Source organism: Corynebacterium sp. UMB4614 (assembly GCF_030217065.1).
Lineage (GTDB): Bacteria > Actinomycetota > Actinomycetes > Mycobacteriales > Mycobacteriaceae > Corynebacterium.
The window spans coordinates 17,379-37,068 of sequence record NZ_JASONC010000012.1; the positions used below are offsets into that span (position 1 = coordinate 17,379).

The window sequence follows — 19,690 nt, forward strand, 5'->3', positions numbered from 1 at the left end:
TCCTCACCGTGTTTTTCTCGTCCGTGTTTCTTCTCAGCCGCGCCTTCTCCGCTGAACACGCGTTCTTGCGTCTCAGCGCGTTGCCATTGGTGGCAAGCAACGTTGATACTTCGCGGTGGAAAGTCTAACAACGGGCCCGGACACGACGCGGGGAAGCCTCAACGCTCGCCGGCCAGCAGCTCGCCGAAGCGTTCCAGCACCCCGGCGGCGTCCAGGCGCTCCAGCACTCGCGCATTCGGGGTGAGTTGCTGCCCGAAGGGCGGTTTTGGGTCGAAGGCCAGGGTCGCACCGCGAGTGAGCTCGGAGTCGGCTTCCACGTCCACGTGGAACTCCCGGGTGGCACAGTCCACGTCCTCAAGCAGCACCATCGCGGCGGCAAGGTCGTGGATCTGCGCCTGGTAGCCGACCCCAACCTGCTCGTGAAATTCGAAGTAGAACTCAAGCGCGGCGGTCAACAGTTGGCCGAGCTGTGACATCGCCTGCGTGCCTGCCCAGTCGCCTTGCCTGTCAGCCTGCCGACCAGTCTCCTGCCGAGCGTCGAGTCCACCGACCCAGTCGCGGAGCCGTTCCGGGGTGAGCAGCACCTGCTCGGTCATGTTCAGCGGGGCGATCACCGGCAGGGGTGCACCCTCGGGCCAGTGCTGCAGGGCATACTTCAGGGCGTGCGGGTCCACCCAGGCGTTCCACTCCGCGACCGGGGTGGTGTTGCCGGGGTAGCCGAAGGCCCCGCCCATGATGACCACCTGGCACCCCCGCAGCACCTCCGGGGCGTGCTCCACCGCCCAGGCCAGGTTCGTCGCAGGCCCACAGACCAGCAGGTGGGTGGGCTGCGCATCCGCCCAGTGAGCCACCGCTGCAGCCGCGGTGCCATCCGGCGTGCTGCCGCCCGGCGCGAGGGATCCCCCTGCCTGTCCTGGCGAGGCGCCAGCCCGACTCGCCCGCCGGGCGTCGCCAGCCTCTCCCAGCCAGTAGCCCAGCCCCCGCGGCCCGTGAGTTTCCGGCGTCGTCACCAACGGCAGCACCCGTGGGTGTGCCGCACCGATCGTGATCTTCGGGATCACAGTATCCGACCCCTCACCGCGTTGGGCGCAGTGACGTCCTAAAGAAGAAGGTCCCCACTGCTGGGCGGCGACCCGGAAGACTTCCGCGGAATTACGGGCGGCGTCATCGGCGGTGCAGTTGCCGGCGCTGGTGGTCACCGAAAGGTCGATACGGCCGGCCAGATGCAACCGGTAAAGGTAGACCAGGGCCAGGGCATCGTCGATGCCGGTGTCCACGTCGGCAACGACCGTCAGGGAAGGTGTGCTCACAGCTTCTCACGCTACCGATCACCCCGACCGCCGGGTAAGGTACTCCAAAGTTAATGGGAATACTTTTCTTTTACCCGGCGCGCACGCGACCGCCCGCGCGCCATTTTTAGCGAGGGATAACCCGTGGCCAAGCACCATAAGAAAACGACGCAGCGGTGGAGCACACCCCAGTGGGTGCTGGCCATCGGACTGGCGGTATTCGCCATCGCCACCCTCGCCGCCCTCGTCGTGCAGTGGCCACACAGCAGCGAAGAACCCAAGATCACCCCGGCCTACCAAAATTCCGGCTACGCGGGAGCGCTGACCAGCGGCGAGGTGCTCTTCACCCGCCCCGCGAAGTGCGGGGCCACCGAGATCGGCGTGACCAGCGAAGCCATCCCGGAGGATAAGAATCCCTTCGCGGAGAAGCACTGCACGCAGGTCATCGTCCGGCTCACCGAGGGTGCCGACGAGGGCACATACACCGCACTAGAGTCCCGGCACATGCCCGGCGAACCGGAGCTACATGAGGGCGATAGCATCAAGCTGATCCACAGCCACGGCACTTATGCCTTCCAGGACTACGACCGCACGGGACCGCTGTGGGCGTGGGTGCTGGCCACGATCGTGTTGATCATCGCGGTCGGCCGCTGGCGCGGGCTGCGGGCACTCGTGGGGCTGGCGATCACGATGGTGATGATCCTCGCCTTCCTGCTGCCCGCGTTGCTGCGGGGTGGCTCCCCACTGTGGTTGGCGGTGACGACGGCGGCGACCGTCATCCTCCTCGTCGTCTTCCTCGTCCACGGGGTGAACTGGAAATCCGCGGCCGCGATGGGCGGTTCCCTTGTGGCGGTAGCCATCGCCACGGCGCTATCGGGACTAGCCATCGACTCCACCTCTCTGCGGGGTTTGGGGGATGAATCGAATCTGCAGATCCTGCTCTACCTGCCGGAGCTCGACATCACCGGGCTGATGCTGGCCGGAATGATCATCGGCGCGCTGGGCGTACTCAACGACGCCACGATCGCGCAGGCCTCTACGATCACTGAACTCAAGCGCGCGGAGCCGGACGCCTCGTCCTGGCAGCTTTTCCGCAACGCCATGCGGGTCGGCGAGGATCACATCGCTTCGATGGTCTACACCCTGGTGTTGGGGTACGCGGGTGTGGCGATCCCCATGATGCTGCTGCTGAGCATCTCCGGTCGGCCGATCGAGCAGGTGCTGACTTCGGACGTGATGGCCACCGAGCTGCTGCGTTCCGTCACGGGCGCGATCGCGTTGCTGCTCGCGATTCCGCTGACTACCGCCATCGCGGCTGTGACCGCGGACCCAAACAGCAGGGATTCGGGGCACGCGCATATCCACAGCCATTAGGATTAAATTCATGACGAATAACCCGGTATCCAATGCTGCAATTTTGAAGCCTCTGCCGCTGCCGGAGCTAGAGGACACCCTGGGTCGGTTGCGGCATGTGGTCAGTGCCGTGGCCAGCAACGATCAGCTGGTCCACACCGACGAGGCCATCGCCTCTTTCAAGCAGCAGGAGGGGCCGCGCCTGCAGGCTCAGCTGCGGGAGTTCGCCGAGGAGAAGGAGGCCGAGAACTCCAGCTGGCTGGCCGAGCAGTGGCTGGATGATTACCTCGACGTCCGCACCTCCCTCCCGGTGACCACGAACGTCGGTTTCCAGGCACGCATCGACGTCGCCGGTGAAGGCCTGGATCGGGTGGCTCGCGTCATCCGCCGCGTTGCGGAGGTGCACCTGATGCAGGCGCGCGGGCAGATGCCGGAGGAGCGCGACTTCCGCGATAACCCGCTGAGCTCGACACAGTGGCGTTGCTTCAACGGCGGCCTGCGCCACCCGAATGTGGATCGCGACGAGATCCTGCGCTGCACGAAGGGGGCGCGCAGCCGCCGGATCGGCGTGCTGCATGAGGGACGCATGTGGAATGTCCCCATTTCCGACGGCAGCGGGCACGCCCCGTCCATCTCCACGATCCGCGCCGCGCTCGGCAAGATCGTCGATGCCCCTGCCCCGGAGGCTGAGGCCGACGGCGAGGCGCTCGTCGCGCGCGCGGGTTTTGCGGACATGAGCTACCTGGGCTCGGGCTTGTTGGCGGAGCCCTTCAACGAGATGATCCGCGACCGGGACAACGCCGAGACCTACGATCAGCTGCGCGACCAGCTCTTCCACGTCTCTCTCGATTCGACCCGCGGCTCCGAGGCGGAGCTGCTGCGGCGTGCTGCGTTTAGCACAGGGCTGGCCTGGGTCTACAAGCCGATCACCTACGTGATCAGCACGGTTCAGAACTTCCAGGCCATGCACGTGGAGCACTCCACGGTGGACGGCGCGACCCTGGTCACGGCGCTGCGACGCATCCAGGAGGTCAAGGTCAAGGACGAGGCCCCGGGTTCGCCGGCGCTGGCCCGCCCCGAGGAGCTGACCTGGGTTCGGGTGCCGGAAGAGCTGGCGAGCGTGGGCACCCCGGGCGGGGCGAGCGTTGGCGCGGAGCCGGAGCTGCGCATCGTGGATGCCCCTCGCCTGCCGCAGGATGAGATTCCCTTCAAGTTCAGCGCCGATGCGATGAGCCAGCTCATCCTCACCCTGGCTCAAGAGCTGACCTTTGGCCGCACCCGCGGGGTTTACGAGGCTGTGGACATGCGGGAGTACAAGGCGGGACGCACGGAGTGCCTGCGCGCTGCGACCCCGGAGGCCGTGGCCTTCGCTAAGGCCTTGATCAAGGCGGAGGACGCGGAGTCCGCTGCGGCGGATGCGGAGCTCCGCGAGAAGCTGGACGCGGTGCTCGCCGCCCACCGGGGGTGGGTGAAGAGCTGCAAGGCGGGTGCGGGCATCGACCGCCACCTGTGGGCACTGAACTTCACCGCTCGGAAGTCCGAGGAGGGTGCGGACGGCATCGCCCTGCTGAAGGACGAGGGGGTAGCGCTCGCGCTCCGGGACTTCCTCTCCACGACGTCGGTGGGTTCGGCGGATCAGATTATTCGCTATGCCTTCGCACCGACCGTCGCCGAGGGCTTCGGCGTGAACTACACGCCGAATCAGGACCACATCGAGTACCTGGTGAGCTACAGCGAGAGTGCAGAGGACCCGCAGTGGTTCCTGGAGAACCTCGTGACTGCTGGTCAGCTGCTCGCCGACTACCTGGCTGCACTGAAGAATTAGGCTCCTCAACTGGGCCGGCGCGGATTATCCGCGTCGGCCTTTATTTATTGCCTGAATCACTTATCTAAGGGCAGGAAATGTATTTGGTGATATCAATCACCATCACGAAAACAATGGCCTTAATCACATTTCCGCACCCCCATTGCGCGAACTGTCTTTCAGGTGTTTGACCATTACTTTGTTGCTTCACATCCGCCCATTACCCCCTCCTTAAAACTGGTAGACTTCGGGGTGTCATGGCTCCTGCCGCATTGATGAATAGCAATAGGCATTAATCGGCAGAGCGGTGAGCCAATAAGGGTTCACTCAACCATTCTTTGACCACAGGAGAGACATGCACCTCACAGCACGAGAGCAGGAGAAGCTTCTCATTGTTGTCGCCGCCGACGTGGCGCGTCGCCGCAAGGAGCGCGGCGTCAAGCTGAACCACCCGGAGGCGGTCGCGTACATCACCGCCGAGCTCATGGAGGGCGCCCGTGACGGCAAGACCGTCGCCGAGCTCATGAGCGAGGGCCAGCAGTACCTGACTCGCGACGACGTCATGGAAGGCGTCCCGGAGATGATTTCCGACGTCCAGGTGGAGACCACCTTCCCGGACGGCACGAAGCTTGTCACTGTCCACAACCCGATTCGCTAAGTAGCGCCCAAACCTTCACGTTTGGCCGCGCAACCGGCACGCTTCGAGAGGATTTTCTCAATGACCATTTCCGGTGAGTACTTCATCGGCGACGAGCCGATCATCCTGAACGAGGGTCGCGAGACCACGACCATCGAGGTCACCAACACTGGCGACCGCCCGATCCAGATCGGATCCCACTTCCACTTCTACGAGGTCAACAAGGCTGTGGAGTTCGACCGCGACGCTGCTTACGGTAAGCGTCTCGACATCCCTGCTGGCACCGCTGTCCGCCTCGAGCCAGGCGATAAGCGCACTGTCGACCTCGTCGACTTCGGAGGCCACCGTCAGGCCTATGGCTTCAACCAGCAGATCAACGGCCCGCTGGACTAACCCGCTTAAAACAGCGAACAACTTCTCACACTTCACTCCTAAGGAGAGCATTCATGGCTTACGAGATTTCTCGTCAGCAGTACGGGGAGCTGTACGGCCCGACCACGGGTGACGGCATTCGTCTTGCTGATACCGACCTGGTTCTGCGCATCGAAAAGGACCTCACCGCTAAGGGCGACGAGGTCGGCTTCGGTGGCGGCAAGGTGATTCGCGAGGGCATGGGCATGAACGCCCGCATGACCCGCGACGAGGGTGTCGTGGACACCGTCATCACCAACGCGATCATCGTCGACCACTCCGGCATCTTTAAGGCCGACATCGGCATCCGCGACGGCCTGATCGTCGGCATCGGCCGCGCAGGAAACCCGGACATCCAGGACGATATCGACATCCCAGTCGGCGTCAACACCGAGGCCTACGCCGGTGAGCACACCATCGTGACCGCGGGCGCAATCGATACCCACATTCACTTCATCTCCCCGGACCAGTTCGACACCGCACTGTCGAACGGCACCACCACCTTCATCGGTGGCGGCACCGGCCCGGCTGATGGCACCAAGGCAACCACGATTACCCCGGGCGAGTGGCACATCCACCGCATGATCGAGGCCACCTCCGACGCACCGGTGAACATCGGCCTCCTCGGCAAGGGGCACGCGGCAGTCCCAGGTCCCCTGAAGGCCCAGATCCGCGCGGGCGCCATCGGCCTGAAGATCCACGAGGACTGGGGTGCGACCCGCTCCGCCATCGACACCTCGTTGCAGGTTGCGGATGAGCTGGACGTCCAGATCGCTATCCACACGGATACGCTGAATGAGTACGGCTACCTCGAGGACACGATTAAGGCGATCGACCACCGCACGATCCACACCTTCCACACCGAGGGTGCCGGCGGTGGTCACGCTCCGGACATCATCGCTATCGCTGGCGAGAAGAACGTGATTCCGGCGTCGACCAACCCAACCCTGCCGTTCACCAAGAACACCGTCGATGAGCACCTCGACATGCTCATGGTCTGCCACCACCTGAACAAGGACATCCCGGAGGATGTCGCGTTCGCAGACTCCCGTATTCGTGGCGAGACGATTGGCGTTGAGGACGTGCTGCACGACCTCGGTGTGTTCTCCATTACCTCCTCCGACTCTCAGGCCATGGGTCGCGTCGGTGAGGTCGTCCTGCGCACCTGGCAGGTCGCACACATCAACAAGCAGCAGCGCGGCCCGCTGGAGGGCGACTCCGAGGGCAACGACAACAACCGCATCAAGCGCTACGTCTCCAAGTACACCATCAACCCGGCCATCGCCCACGGCATCAGCCACCTCGTTGGCTCCGTGGAGGTTGGCAAGATGGCTGACCTGGTGCTCTGGGAGCCGCGCTTCTTCGGCGTGAAGCCGAAGGTGGTCCTGAAGTCCGGCCAGGCTGCTTACTCCGAGATGGGCGACTCCAACGGCTCCATCCCGACCCCACAGCCGGTGACCTACCGTCGCAACTGGGGCGCTACCGGTGCAGCCGCCGAGACCGCAGCAGTAACCTTCGTTCCGGGTGTTGCACTGCAGTCCGGCCTCGAGGACAAGCTGCGCGGTGGCCGTGCCCTGCTCGAGGCACGCGACATGCGCGAGATCACCAAGAAGGATCTGAAGCACAACGACGCCACCCCGAAGATCGAGGTGGATCCGCAGACCTACCAGGTTCGCCTGGACGGCGAGCTCGTCGAGGGCTCCAAGCCGACCGAGACCCTGCCAATGGGCCAGAAGTTCTTCCTCTTCTAAAGCCAAAGGCAGTATTGCTTCTGTGATCTAATGCACCGCGACCGGCGGCTTTTGCCGTCATCGCGGTGCATTCTTTTTCGTTAGACTTGAGGCTGCATAAATAAACACGCAGTCAATTGAACAACGTCATTTATTAGGAGCCGGAAATGATTATCACCGAGATTCTGGGGAACCGCGCGAAGCTCTCCGCCGATGAGATCTCCCAGTACACCGAGGAAAAGGTCAAGCTGCCGAACCTCGACCTGGTCAAGCGCATCCAGCGCGTCACCACCGACGCGGACCGCGAGATCGGCCTCCGCCTGCCGTCGGAGGTCAAGGAGCTCAAGGACGGCGACATCCTGTACCAGAACGACGACCTGCTGATCACCGTCGAGGTGCTGCCCACCGACGTCCTGGTCTACCGCCCGCGCAACACCCTGGAGATGGGCAAGGTCGCTCACTCCCTGGGCAACCGCCACCTCCAGGCCCAGTTCTTCGGTGAGGACTCCGAATACGGCGAGACCGTCATGGTGCTCCAGTACGACCACACGGTCGAGGACCACCTCAAGCACGTCGACGCGCAGTACACGCGCGAAGACCGAGTTATGCCGGAGGCATTCCGCCATGCAGAACACTCCCACTAAGAGCAAGAAGAACGGGAAGAAGACCGAGCAGGCCGAGACCGGCCCACAGCACGTCCCCTCCGCGGTTCGCGCGCAGCTCGCGATGCTGCACTTCACGGACTCCGCGCTGCCCACCGGTGGCTTCAGCCACTCCTACGGCATGGAGACCTACCTGCAGCGCGACGACGTCCACGACCCGGAGACCTTCGCGACCTGGCTGCGGGCCTACCTGCGCCAGGCTGCCTATAACGACGGCCTGATCTGCCGCTTCGCCGCAGAGGTCGGCGCGCAGGTCAAGAGCAAGGAAATCGACGAGGACGCCGCCTACGCGCGCCTGGCTGAACTGGACCAGCTCGCGCACGTCTCCCTCGTGCCGCGCCAGGTCCGCGATGCGAACTCCTCGATGGGCACCCGCATGGCCAAGATCGGCCCCGTCGCGGTGCCCGAGTCCCCGATCCTGCAGCGCTATTGCAAGGACGTCCGCGAGGGCGAGCTGCACGGCAGCCCCGCCATCGTGCACGGGCTTGCGCTCGGTGTGCTGGGTCTGGACATTGTCGAGGCGGTGCGCAGCTACCTGATGCAGCTGACCGTCTCGCTGACCCAGAACGGAATCCGCGGCATCCCGATCGGCCAGGACGCCGGCCAGCGCGTGCTCTCCGCGATGTACCCGGTGATCAACCGCACCGCGGAGAAGATCCAGACCCTGGGGATGATTGACCTGGGCATGTCCTCCCCCGGCCTGGAGATCGCGCAGATTCAGCACGAGACGCACCGTTCCCGCATGTTTATGTCCTAGCCATTGGGGCACGCGCCCGCCGGTCGTCCAAGGATCCTCCGGCGGGGCACAAGGGCACCGCGCCCCCGCTGCTCCCCCGCAACCCGGGGAATACCCAAGACCAGCGGCGCGCTGAAAATATTAGAGAAGAAAAGAAGACAAGAAGGAAGGCCTAGAGAATCATGGCACCTATCAAGATTGGCATCGGTGGCCCGGTCGGCTCCGGCAAGACTGAGCTCATCGAGCGCATCACCCGCGCCCTCGACGGCGAGATCGAGATGGCCGCGATCACGAACGACATCTACACCCTCGAGGATGCAAAGATCCTGGCCCGCAACTCCGTCCTGGACGAGGACCGCATCATCGGTGTCGAGACCGGTGGCTGCCCGCACACCGCGATCCGTGAGGACACGTCCATGAACGACGCGGCCTACGAGGAGATCGTTAAGCGCCACCCAAACCTGGACATCGTCTTCGTCGAGTCCGGTGGCGATAACCTCTCCGCGACCTTCTCTCCGGAGCTCGTCGACTTCTCCATCTACATCATCGACGTCGCGCAGGGCGAGAAGATCCCGCGCAAGGCTGGTCAGGGCATGATCAAATCCGACCTCTTCGTCATCAACAAGACGGACCTGGCACCCTACGTCGGCGCTGACCTGTCCGTCATGGAGGCCGACTCCAAGAACTTCCGCGGCGAGAAGCCTTTCGTCATGACCAACCTGAAGACCGACGAGGGCCTGGACGGCGTCCTGCGCTGGATCCGCGAGGACGTCCTGATGAGCGACCTGGCGGAGAGCTAATCCGTGAAAGCCTCCCCGTTCATCGACACCCCACCGAAGCGGTATCACTCGCTGCGCGACCCCATCGGCAGGCTCGACCTGCACATCGCGCAGCGGGACGGTAAGTCCTATTCGAAGCGGCAGTACTACCACAACGCCCTGCGCGTCATCCGCCCCCACTACCTCGACGATTCCGGCCAGGTCTACTACCAGATCGTCAACCCGGGTGGCGGCTACCTGCGCGGCGATGACTACCACATCACCGTCCGCGTGGACGAGGGCGCGAGCCTGCTGCTGAGCGACCAGTCCGCGACGAAGATCTACAAGACGCCGGATGACCGCTCCCTGCAGGACGTCCACGTCGTGCTGGGCGAGGACGCCGTCTTTGAGTACCTGCCCGACCAGCTGATCGCGTACGAGGACGCCTCCTATGCGCAGTTCATGAACGTGCAGATGGACTCCAGCGCCTCCCTGGTCACCGCGGAGATCGTCACACCGGGCTGGTCCCCGGACGGCACCCGTTTTAAGTTCCAGGACGTGCGCCTGCACACCACCGTCGAGGTGGACGGCAAGCTGGCGGTGCTGGATAACTTGCTGATCCTGCCGGGCTCCAGCGAGTTCACCGAGGACTCGATCCTCTACATGGAGGACAAGACCCACGTGGGCTCCCTGCTGGCCGTGGACCGTCGCATCGGCGCCGCGCTGCTCGACGAGCTGCGGGAGTACCTCGCGGGCCTGGAGTTCAAGGAGACCGTGCGATTCGGGGTCACCCTCATCGACGGGCCGGGGCTCGCGCTGCGCTCCCTCGGCACGCTGACGGAGGATCTGTACCTGCTGAACACGGAGGTCGCTAACTTCCTCCGCGCGAAGTTCCGCGGGCAGCCGCGGCTGCACCTGCGGAAGTACTAGTTAGAGCAGCCGCCGGGCGAGCTGCTTTTAAAACACACGATGCTCTGTGCAATTCAGGTTCCGGCTGATAGCAGGGGACTCACGGAGGACTCCACGACAATGCCGGGGCATTTTGCCCCGGCATTGTGCCATGCTGGACAAGTTCCATCACCCACTCAGTTAAAGAATGAGGTCCGCGTTCAACGTGCACAAATCACTGTTCCCCTTCCTCATCGCTGCCGTAACACTCGGGCTCGCCGGCTGTGCTTCCAATGGCGACCCGTCAACTGATACTGCGACGAGCGCCGTCGAATCCCAGAGCGAGGAAAACGCCCAGATGACCCCTGCGGATATCCTCGCCCCATATTCCTTGGAGAATCGCAACGTCGAGGATGTGGTCGATGCCCTAGATCAGATGCCGGTGGATGAACGGCCGGAGGACCTCATCGCCTCCGTTCGCATCGATCAGCTGGAACTGAGCACCAACGACGGCACCGCCGCCATGGATATGCCCAAAGACAAGACGTACGTGTCCTTCGCACCCTACGTTGATAGCACTCACCCCTGCACGTTCCACAGCCTGACAACGTGCCAGGGGGAAATGCGTAACGCCCCGATCCACATCAAAATTACGGAATCAGGCTCGAACCGAGTACTGGTCGACGAGCGCGTAAAGACCTTCGATAACGGTTTCTACGGCGTATGGCTGCCGCGCGATATCGAAGGCAAGATTGAGGTCACCCACGAGGGCAAAACCGGCAGCGCCGATTTTTCAACCAAGGCAAACGGCGCCACGTGTGTCACTGATCTCAAGCTGAGCTAACTAGAGCAGCCGCCGGGCGAGCTGCGTGGCCTCATCCGGGGTCAGCACCGCACCAGCGGCTTCCCCCATGGCGGGTCGTGTCGATTCATCGGCGCTGACCCGCCATTTTTGCTGCCCGGAATCGGTGCCTGTGGCGGGGTCAGTGGCGGCGTCGGTCGCGACGGGATCCGCGGCATCGGTGGCACCGTCGGTGACGGTCGCGGCGTCCGTGCCGTCCGTGGCGGCATCGGTGCCATCCGCGACGTCAAAAGCCACGTAGACGTGGGTTTCCACCGCGTGCTGCACCTGGATCCACTCCAGGCCGGCAGCCGGGGGCGCCTGAAGCGCGGCCGCCAACAGCTGGTGCAGCTCCTCAGGATCCCCCACCCGGTGGGCGAAGCCGTTGGATGCGGCGAAGACCCAGTCGGTGTCCCGGCTGGGCACCCTGGGAACGCTGTCCGCCTCGCCGCGATCGGCCGAGGGAGCCTCCCCCGGCATGCCCTCCGGCGCGCTCCCCGAACCCATCGCCTGCTCGCTTCCCGAGCCTCCGCCCGCACCGTGGGTCTGACTATCCCCGCTAGTCCTTGAGGATGTCATTGATCACGATGGTCTGATCGCGACCCGGGCCCACGCCGATGTAGGACATGCGGCAGCCGGAGAGCTCCTCCAGGCGCTTGACGTAATCCTGCGCCTTCTCCGGCAGCTCCTCGAAGGTGCGGCAGCCGGTGATGTCCTCGTCCCACGCCGGCATCGTCTCGTAGATCGGGGTGGCGTGGTGGAACTCGGTCTGGGTCATCGGCATCTCGTCGTGGCGGACACCGTCGACGTCGTAGGCCACGCAGATCGGGATCTCACCGATCCCGGTCAGGACGTCCAGCTTCGTCAGGAAGTAGTCCGTGAAGCCGTTGACGCGGGAAGCATAGCGCGCGATGACGGAGTCGTACCAACCGCAACGGCGCGGGCGGCCGGTGTTCACGCCGACCTCGCCACCGGTGGTCTGCAGGTACTCGCCCCACTTGTCGAAGAGCTCCGTCGGGAACGGGCCGGCACCGACGCGGGTGGTGTAGGCCTTGATGATGCCCAGGGAGCTGGTGATGCGGGTCGGGCCCACGCCCGAGCCCACGCAGGCGCCACCGGTGGTCGGGTTGGAGGAGGTGACGAACGGGTAGGTGCCGTGGTCCACGTCCAGCATGGTGGCCTGGCCGCCCTCCATCAGAACGCGCTCACCCCGGTCCAGGGCCTCGTTGAGGACCTTCGAGGAATCGATGAGCATCGGGGCCAGGCGATCCGCGTAGGACAGGAAGTACTGCACAACCTCCTCCGGCTCAATCGCGCGGCGGTTGTACATCTTCACCAGCATCTGGTTCTTCTTATCCAGCGCGGATTCGATCTTCTGGCGGAGGATGGACTCGTCCAGCAGGTCCTGGGCACGGATGCCGACGCGGCCGACCTTGTCCTGGTAAGTCGGGCCGATGCCACGGCCGGTGGTGCCGATGGCGCGCTTGCCGAGGAAGCGCTCGGAGACGCGGTCGATCGCCACGTGGTACGGGGCGACGAGCTGAGCGTTGGCGGAGACACGCAGGTGGGAGGTGTCCGCACCGCGGGCCTCCAGGCCGTCGATCTCCTCGAACAGGGCCTCCAGGTTCACCACGCAGCCATTGCCAATGATGGAGGTGGCGTTGTCGGAGAGGATGCCGGCTGGCAGGAGCTTCAGCTCGTACTTCTCCCCTCCCACGACGACGGTGTGGCCAGCGTTGTTACCGCCGTTGGGCTTGACGACGTAATCGACCTGGCCACCCAGGATGTCCGTCGCCTTACCCTTGCCCTCATCGCCCCACTGGGCACCGACAACGATGATTGCTGCCATTTGACTTCTCTTGTCCTCGCTTATTGGGGGTAGTCCAACTCACACATCATACTACGAGGTCGCAGCGCGGCTCTTCTTCAGCGCGATGATCGGCGGGATCAACATCACCAGCCCGGCGATGAGGGCGACTCCGCCGAAGAGCCACACCAGCCCCGCGATGATCGCGATGGGCGCGAGAATGGCCGCGGCGATCTCGAAGGGCGCGAAGCCCACATAGGCCATACCAAACTCCTCGAGGGTGCCTGAACGCATCTCCGGGTCGACGATCTTCAGCACCGCAATACCCGTGGCCACCGAAGCGGTCGCCCAGCCCCAGCTAAACACGGCGCGCTCGAACCAGCCGTGGTCGAAGGTGCGGGGCGCGACGTAGAAGAAGAGGAACAGGCAGAAGGCCAGCCCCACCAGGAACAGGATGATCAGCGGGACGATGTAGCTCGCCACCACCGCCGGGACGATGGACGCGATACCCACCGCGACCAGGAAGTCCGTCGACGCACCGGAGACCGAGCCCATCAGCTTGTTGTCCAGGTAGTGCGGGGCTTTGAGCAGGTGCAGCGCGCCCACCCCGGCCAGGCCGACAAGGAAGGCCATCGCGAACAGCGGGAAGCTCAAGGCTGGGAAGGTCTCGTTGAGCCAGTTGGTCAGGATATTCGCCAGGAAGATCGTCACGGTCAGCACCGCGATGTGCAGCGCGATCGGCTCGATCGAGGACGGGCTCGTCGTCGCCCGCCCCACGCTCGGGCGCTGGCCAGGCAGGGAAATAATGCCGGTGCGCATCTCCTCCGGCAGCTGGTCCAGGCGGGGCAGCTCGTTGGTGTGGCCCCGCTTCGAGCCCCACCGGGCGAAGATCACACCACCAATGATCGCGGAGAACATGCCCACCGCAGCGGCGGTGAATCCCAGGCTCGTGGCCTCAGTCATGCCCGCGGAGTCCAGCGCACCACCAACCGCGGCCGCGACACCGAAGCCACCGACGAAGCCGACGGGCAGCATGATGCCGAACCAGTCTGGCGTCCCAAACAGTGGGGCGAACAGCAGCACACCCAGCAGCGCGAAGAAGCCCCACTGCCCCAGGTACATGCCCACGGAGTAGGACCACATCGTGCGCGCACCCTGGCGCACCTTGGCGTCGAAGTTCATCGTGAACGGCAGCGCGCCGAAGACGACGGCGATGAGGATCGTTGCATAGTCCCCGAAGTGCTCGCTGAACTGGATCAGCCCCAACCCATTGGGCCCCAGCAGCAGCCCCAGCAGGCCCGCGGTGATTGGAGCGGGAATCAGGAGTTTCTGGAACCAAGGGATGAAGCGCCGCATGAGGTTTCCCACGATGAGCAGCACCGAAATCCAGCCGATATCCATCACGACGTCGAAGGGTGTGAAGCCATCCACGTGAATAAATCACCTTTCTTCTCGTACGGGTTCTCGCGGGCGGCTGTCATCGCGTTTGGCTCACTCTCGCGGTGGTGGCCACCCGGGTTAAGCTAAACGCCATGATAATCGTGTTGCTCACCCCAAAATCCAATTTCACGGAGCAGGACGTCCGCGCTGCCGCCGGCGAGGGCTCGGAGAAGCTGGAGTTTCACGAGGTCTCCACGATTCCCACTCGCCGCGAGCTGAAGGTGCTCAACCCGCTGCCGGAGCTGGTGACCGAGCCCACCCCCACGCTCGACGAGATCGCCGCCCAACCGGATGTGCCGCACCAGGGCGAGCCGCAGCCCGCCCCGCACGTCACCAGCGAACCGGTGCGGGTAGTCGTTATCGGTGAGGACGCCACCGTGGCCGCCGTGGCCTCGAAGCTCATGCGCATCGACGCGCTGTGGGCCCAGCTCGCCTACGTCCCCACCGGTGGGGAGAGTGCCATCGCCCACAGCTGGGGGCTACCCGAGGAACCGGGCGCAGCGCTGGAGTTCGCGCTCACCTCCCCGCCGGTCCCCACGCCCGTCATTCGCGACGACCACTCCATCGTGGTGCTGGGCAGCGCGGAGCTGACCGGACCGGAGGGCGGGGAGCTCTACGGGGAGGTCATCGTGGACTCCGACACGCTCTACCACCATGACCGCGGGACGCGTGGGGACTTCACCCACGGCGTGCGGCTGGTACCGACCCCGTCCGCGCCTGGGATCGCGGCAGTGCAGTTGCCGAGCCCGGAGCAGGTCAACCGGCTGGCGAAGGCCCGTTCGGGTGGCTGGTGGGCGAAGTTTACAGCGGGATTCCGGCCGCCGGCCGAGCCCACGATTCTGAAGGGCCGGGCGCTGCAAGCAGGTGCCCGGGAGATGACGGTCACCCGGGATACGGTCACGCACCCGCGGCCGCTGAAGGCCGTGACCTTCTACCGGCACCTACGCGACGGGCAGTTCATTCGCCGCTAGGAGCGGTGGGGATCAGTCCTCGTCGAAATCCGGGTCCTCGCCCCAGACCTCCGGCGGGTGCCACGGGTTTTTCACCGTAGGCGCCAGGGAGGCCATCGCGGAGGGGCGGGAATAGCCACAGACCATCAGCGCATCCACGATCGCGGAGCGCACCTGCGCCACGATCACCAGACCCGAAAGCCCCTGGTCCGGAATGATGTCCGGCTTGGCTTCCGATGCCAGTTTCTGCAGCGCGCGGATCACCTCTGGGATCTCGACCAGCTCCTGGCGGCTGCCACGGGTGCCACCCATCGTGTACAGCGCGCCCAGGTGGCCGAGGGCGTCAGAGAGATCACGGACGACCTCCACGAGCTCCTGCGGGACCGGCTCGCCGTCCTCGACCATGATCTCCGCCCGGCGGGCAAGCACCCGGATGTTGCGGACCAGGTTATCCACCGGTAGGAGCGCTCGCTGCATGGAGCGGGAGTGGCGCCGGGCGGACCAGTAGAGCGGGGAGATGGTGACGATCTCGTCGCCGCCCTTGGACTCCGCCATCAGGGAGTTCACCGTGGACTGCGTGCCACGCGCAGTCTCTAATGCCTCGGCCAGTGCGTCGCCGTCGCCGAGCTCCATCGCTGCCGCGACCTCGTCGAGCACGAGAGCGGACTTCGAGATCAGGGAGGACAGGTCGCGGCGGGCGGCGCGCAGTGGCGAGCGGGGCACGATAGCTATGACGAGCATGCCGATCACCCCGCCGATCAGCGCATCGACCATGCGGTCGGCAGACCCCCCGGAACCAGGTGGCAGCAAGGTAGCGATCAGCACTCCGGTATTGGCCGCCTGTATCGCGACCATCGGGCTGCGGTCAACGAAGCTGGCGATGACGATGCCGGTGAAGACCACCACGGCGATCTGCCAATAGCCGGCCCCGATCTCTCGGATCACAAGGTCGCCGATACCCACCCCAAGGCTGACGCCCAACACCAGCTCGAAGGCGCGGCGGAGGCGTTTTCCGCCGCTGACACCCAGGGTGATGATGCCCGCCATCGGAGCGAAGAACGGGTTGTGGTGATCGAAGAGCTCGATCGCAATGAAGTACGCCAGTGCGGCGGCGAGCGCACACTGGAAGGCAAAGATGAAGGAAACCTGCACACGCGTCATGCGCTGCTTCGGTGCAAGGTCTCGGATACTGTGCGCGGCGGCCGCGATGCCCGGCCGGCGGCGGATCAGGGCACGCAGCCGGGCCCGGGCTGGGCGGGACTTGGCCTCCTCTTTATCGAGGATTTCACCCAGGTCCTCCCCCAGCGGGATATCTTTCGGCCGATGCGTACTCATGCCCTTCAGTGTGCCACGTCCAGCTGTGGCCTCGAGCACGAAGGGCTGAGAGTGAGAGGGCGTACAAGCCTTTTAAAGCTTGTCGATGTCCTCAAGGTTCATCGCCGGCACGGCTGCCGGGTCGCAGTCGTTGAGCAGATTGAGGCAGCGGATAACCTCGTCGTCCTCATTGATGCGTTTCGCGGCGACGACGAGCGCGCCGATCGCGCGCAGAACACCCTGGTTGGGGACGTGGTCCCACGGCACTGGGCCGGTGCCCCGCCAGCCGTTGCCACGCAGCGCATCCAGCCCCCGGTGGTAGCCGGTGCGGGCGCAGGCGTAGGCGGTGACCGGCTCGTCGGCCTCGATCAAGCGGAAGGCCAGCGCAGCCCACGCACCGGAGTCCTTCGGGTTGGCCTTCGCGATCTTAGCCAGCGACTCCAGGTCCGCGCCCGCGTCATCGGCGGTGACGGCACTGGTCAGTTCCTCCGGCAGGCGAACCTCGGGGTGCTCGGCACCAAAGAGGTCTCGGCCGGTACGCAGTTGTTCAGCCATTGGTCCTTCCTCCTGATCAGTTTTTGCTTCGGCACGGAGGCCATTGTTTCCCCGCGCCGATATGGAAGCGGGTGTTACTTGCCCAGCGTGTTGCCTGCAGAGCGCAGGTCCTGGCAGGCCTCGACGATGCGCTCGGACATCGCCTGCTCAGCCTTGCGCAGGTAGGAGCGCGGATCGAAGACCTTCTTGTTACCGACCTCGCCGTCGATCTTGAACACGCCGTCGTAGTTCTCGAACATGTGGCGAGCGACCGGGTTGGTGAAGGAGTACTGCGTATCGGTGTCGATGTTCATCTTGATGACGCCGTAGCGCAGGGACTCCTCGATCTTCTCCTTCTCGGAGCCGGAGCCGCCGTGGAAGACGAAGTCGAATGGGTTGGTGCCCTCAGCCAGGCCCAGCTTCTTCTCCGCGACCTTCTGGCCCATGTCGAGGACCTCTGGGCGCAGCTTCACGTTGCCCGGCTTGTAGATGCCGTGGACGTTGCCGAAGGTTGCTGCCAGCAGGTAGCGGCCCTTCTCCCCTAGGCCGAGGACGTCGATGGTCTTCTCGAAGTCCTCTTCGGTGGTGTAGAGGTTTGCGTTCGGGTCGGCGGAGACGCCGTCCTCCTCGCCACCGACGACGCCGATCTCGACCTCGAGGACGATGTTTGCGGCGACGGACTTGTCGAGCAGGTCCTTGGCGATCTGCAGGTTCTCATCGATCGGGGTGGCGGAGCCGTCCCACATGTGGGACTGGAACAGCGGGTTCTCGCCGGCCTCGACGCGCTTGCGGGAGATCTCCAGCAGCGGCAGGACGAAGGTATCCAGCTTCTCCTTCTGGCAGTGGTCGGTGTGCAGCGCGACGTTCACGCCATAGTGCTTCGCAGCCTCGTGGGTGAATGCCGCGAGTGCTTCGGCGCCCGCCACCATGTTCTTCACATTCAGGCCGGAACCGAACTCTGCGCCACCGATGGAGAACTGGATGATGCCGTCGGACTCGGCGTCCGCAAAGCCCTTCAGGGCGGCGTTGATGGTCTCGGAGGAGGTGCAGTTAATCGCTGGGTAAGCGAAGCCACCCTCCTTCGCCTTGTCCAGCATGTCGCGGTAGACGTCCGGGGTTGCAATTGCCATTTTTGCCTCCTATGTGCCGCTTCGGGGCGGCGTGGGCCACCCGCTCAGCATGGTTTACTCACCTGAATTATGCCTGCACTTCATTCTACGCGTCGGCAGCCCCGCCGGTCCCCGCCCGTTTGAGGGGGCAAGCAGCACAGGCATGTGGCGAAGAACCCCCTACGACCAGGGATTCTCTAAAAGCTGGGGCGCTAGTTAGCCTGCTCGCGCTGGGCGGCCTCCAGCTCCGTGATGCGCGCGGCAGCCTCCATCAGCTTCCACCCGGAAAGCTGCACAGACAGATCCCGCTCCGCGATGTCGGAACTAGCCACCGCCCCGGCGATCGTCGCACCAACCAGGCCACCGGAATGCGGCAACGTCGCGTCCCGATCCCACCGGGAAGGGAAGACGGGCAGCCCGTCCACTTCCAGACGGTAGCGCCAGGCGGACTCGGCTGAGTGCAAAACGATTCTGCGCGCCTGCGAGCGGGCCTTGCGTGTCCGTGGCCCCAGCTCCGGCAACTTCTCCACCGCGAGCGCGAGGTAGCGGACCAAAATGCCATTGAACAGGCCGCCATCGCCGCCGGCGGTGGGGGCGTTGATGACGTCATTGGAGCTGGTCAGGTGCTCGGAGATCGCGTCGATGAGGCCGCATGCGCGGTAGATATAGTCCATCCCAACCTCCGAGACCTCGTCCTCCCCGACGCGGGCCTGCTCGCGCTCGGCGACGGCCAGCTCGACGCAGGCCCCGAGGGCAACGCCCTGGCAGTAGCTGTGAATCGTTGGTTCGGGGACGGGGCCGTTCATGCGCATCCACAGCCCGTCCATGACCAGGCCGTCCTCGTTGAGCATGTTCTCCCAGATCCAGTCGACCAGCTGACGGGCTAGATCAAGGCGCCCGGTGCGGGCGGCCATGATCGCGACCGGCCCGTTGGTGGGAACGTTGTAGAAGGTCTCGTTGCTGCGCCACGGCAGCACCCCCGTGAGCGAATCCACGCCCTCCAGGATGTTCTCCTCCAGGTCCTTGCGGGCAGAGACCCGCTTGACCTTGGTGTACTGCTCCGCCCGCCACATGGCCAGCGCGAGCCAGGCCTTGTCGTCGTAGTAGTTATTCCGCGTCAGGGGGGCGAGGTTGCGCAGCCGCATGCCACGGAGCGTGGCTCGCAGTTCACGCTGGCGGGTCTTGGAAGGTCGACGGCGCGTGGCGTCCACCTGGCAGTCCACATAGTGGGCCTGCCACCAGTAATGCCAGCGGTAAAAGGCCTTGTCCCGCGCCAGGGGCGGCCAGGCGATCACAGCAAGATTAGTCCGCGGCACGCCCCATACTTTCGAGGCGTGGCGGTCCATGATTGCTTGCTGGGCCAGATCGGCCCGGTAATCCCAACGTTCGTGCACGCCTTAAGTCTGCCCAATCCCGGCGATTTTCGC

Annotated in this window: 19 protein-coding genes; 11 read left to right on the forward strand and 8 right to left on the reverse strand. The window is 64.6% G+C overall.

All coding sequences use genetic code 11. The annotated features are described in order from the left end of the window. Positions 1-158 precede the first annotated feature (158 nt). A complete protein-coding gene (locus QP413_RS06440) occupies positions 159-1,310 on the reverse strand; it encodes a nucleoside hydrolase (protein ID WP_284781197.1) in 1,152 nt (383 codons plus the stop codon). 123 nt (positions 1,311-1,433) lie between these two features. Between QP413_RS06440 and QP413_RS06445 the strand changes: the two genes are divergently transcribed. The 10 genes from QP413_RS06445 to QP413_RS06490 all read left to right on the forward strand — a co-directional run bounded on the left by QP413_RS06445 (position 1,434) and on the right by QP413_RS06490 (position 11,112). Then, on the forward strand, positions 1,434-2,663 hold the full coding sequence (locus QP413_RS06445; protein WP_284781200.1) for a YibE/F family protein: 1,230 nt from the start codon (positions 1,434-1,436) through the stop codon (positions 2,661-2,663). A 10-nt stretch (positions 2,664-2,673) separates the two neighbouring features. Next, positions 2,674-4,467 carry a choline/carnitine O-acyltransferase gene (locus tag QP413_RS06450; RefSeq protein WP_284781201.1) on the forward strand — a complete coding sequence of 598 codons (1,794 nt, stop codon included), beginning with the start codon at positions 2,674-2,676 and terminating at the stop codon, positions 4,465-4,467. A gap of 334 nt (positions 4,468-4,801) precedes the next feature. Then, a complete protein-coding gene (locus QP413_RS06455; protein ID WP_015381961.1) occupies positions 4,802-5,104 on the forward strand; it encodes an urease subunit gamma in 303 nt (100 codons plus the stop codon). A gap of 60 nt (positions 5,105-5,164) precedes the next feature. After that, positions 5,165-5,476 (forward strand): urease subunit beta, encoded by a 312-nt coding sequence (locus QP413_RS06460; protein WP_015381962.1) that lies wholly within the window; start codon positions 5,165-5,167, stop codon positions 5,474-5,476. A 53-nt stretch (positions 5,477-5,529) separates the two neighbouring features. Next, entirely contained in the window at positions 5,530-7,245 is a 1,716-nt protein-coding gene (ureC, locus tag QP413_RS06465; protein ID WP_284781203.1) for an urease subunit alpha, read from the forward strand. A gap of 146 nt (positions 7,246-7,391) precedes the next feature. Continuing rightward, on the forward strand, positions 7,392-7,868 hold the full coding sequence (gene ureE / locus QP413_RS06470; RefSeq protein ID WP_015381964.1) for an urease accessory protein UreE: 477 nt from the start codon (positions 7,392-7,394) through the stop codon (positions 7,866-7,868). Beyond that, complete coding sequence (locus QP413_RS06475; RefSeq protein ID WP_148820293.1) at positions 7,849-8,643, forward strand: urease accessory protein UreF; 795 nt, start codon at positions 7,849-7,851, stop codon at positions 8,641-8,643. The genes ureE and QP413_RS06475 overlap by 20 nt, the downstream gene beginning before the upstream one ends. A gap of 161 nt (positions 8,644-8,804) precedes the next feature. Next, complete coding sequence (gene ureG, locus QP413_RS06480) at positions 8,805-9,422, forward strand: urease accessory protein UreG (RefSeq protein WP_012361011.1); 618 nt, start codon at positions 8,805-8,807, stop codon at positions 9,420-9,422. Positions 9,423-9,425: 3 nt separating this feature from the next. Beyond that, positions 9,426-10,310: an urease accessory protein UreD gene (locus tag QP413_RS06485; protein ID WP_148820294.1), complete on the forward strand. Its 885-nt coding sequence runs from the start codon at positions 9,426-9,428 to the stop codon at positions 10,308-10,310. A gap of 166 nt (positions 10,311-10,476) precedes the next feature. After that, positions 10,477-11,112 (forward strand): CueP family metal-binding protein, encoded by a 636-nt coding sequence (locus QP413_RS06490; RefSeq protein ID WP_284781204.1) that lies wholly within the window; start codon positions 10,477-10,479, stop codon positions 11,110-11,112. On the opposite strand, the gene QP413_RS06495 is transcribed toward QP413_RS06490, so the two are convergent. The 3 genes from QP413_RS06495 to QP413_RS06505 are packed head-to-tail and all read right to left on the reverse strand — an operon-like array spanning position 11,113 to position 14,317. Then, positions 11,113-11,616: a hypothetical protein gene (locus tag QP413_RS06495; protein WP_284781205.1), complete on the reverse strand. Its 504-nt coding sequence runs from the start codon at positions 11,614-11,616 to the stop codon at positions 11,113-11,115. Between the two features lie 52 nt (positions 11,617-11,668). Next, positions 11,669-12,958 carry an adenylosuccinate synthase gene (locus QP413_RS06500; RefSeq protein ID WP_284781206.1) on the reverse strand — a complete coding sequence of 430 codons (1,290 nt, stop codon included), beginning with the start codon at positions 12,956-12,958 and terminating at the stop codon, positions 11,669-11,671. A gap of 51 nt (positions 12,959-13,009) precedes the next feature. After that, positions 13,010-14,317, reverse strand: coding sequence for a sodium:glutamate symporter (locus tag QP413_RS06505; RefSeq protein WP_336620847.1), 1,308 nt, complete (start codon positions 14,315-14,317; stop codon positions 13,010-13,012). Between the two features lie 131 nt (positions 14,318-14,448). On the opposite strand from QP413_RS06505, the gene QP413_RS06510 reads away from it, so the two are divergent. Continuing rightward, positions 14,449-15,327, forward strand: coding sequence for a hypothetical protein (locus QP413_RS06510; protein WP_284781208.1), 879 nt, complete (start codon positions 14,449-14,451; stop codon positions 15,325-15,327). Positions 15,328-15,339: 12 nt separating this feature from the next. Here the strand turns inward: QP413_RS06510 and QP413_RS06515 are convergent, their stop codons facing one another. The 4 genes from QP413_RS06515 to QP413_RS06530 form a co-directional block, all read right to left on the reverse strand. After that, the gene (locus tag QP413_RS06515) at positions 15,340-16,641 is read right to left on the reverse strand and encodes an aromatic acid exporter family protein (RefSeq protein ID WP_284781209.1); all 1,302 of its coding nucleotides are present in this window, start codon (positions 16,639-16,641) and stop codon (positions 15,340-15,342) included. A gap of 72 nt (positions 16,642-16,713) precedes the next feature. After that, complete coding sequence (locus tag QP413_RS06520) at positions 16,714-17,175, reverse strand: DUF3151 domain-containing protein (protein ID WP_012361019.1); 462 nt, start codon at positions 17,173-17,175, stop codon at positions 16,714-16,716. Positions 17,176-17,249: 74 nt separating this feature from the next. Then, positions 17,250-18,284: a class II fructose-bisphosphate aldolase gene (fbaA, locus tag QP413_RS06525; protein WP_012361020.1), complete on the reverse strand. Its 1,035-nt coding sequence runs from the start codon at positions 18,282-18,284 to the stop codon at positions 17,250-17,252. Positions 18,285-18,475: 191 nt separating this feature from the next. Continuing rightward, positions 18,476-19,609 carry a glycoside hydrolase family 76 protein gene (locus QP413_RS06530; protein ID WP_148792795.1) on the reverse strand — a complete coding sequence of 378 codons (1,134 nt, stop codon included), beginning with the start codon at positions 19,607-19,609 and terminating at the stop codon, positions 18,476-18,478. Positions 19,610-19,690: the final 81 nt, after the last annotated feature.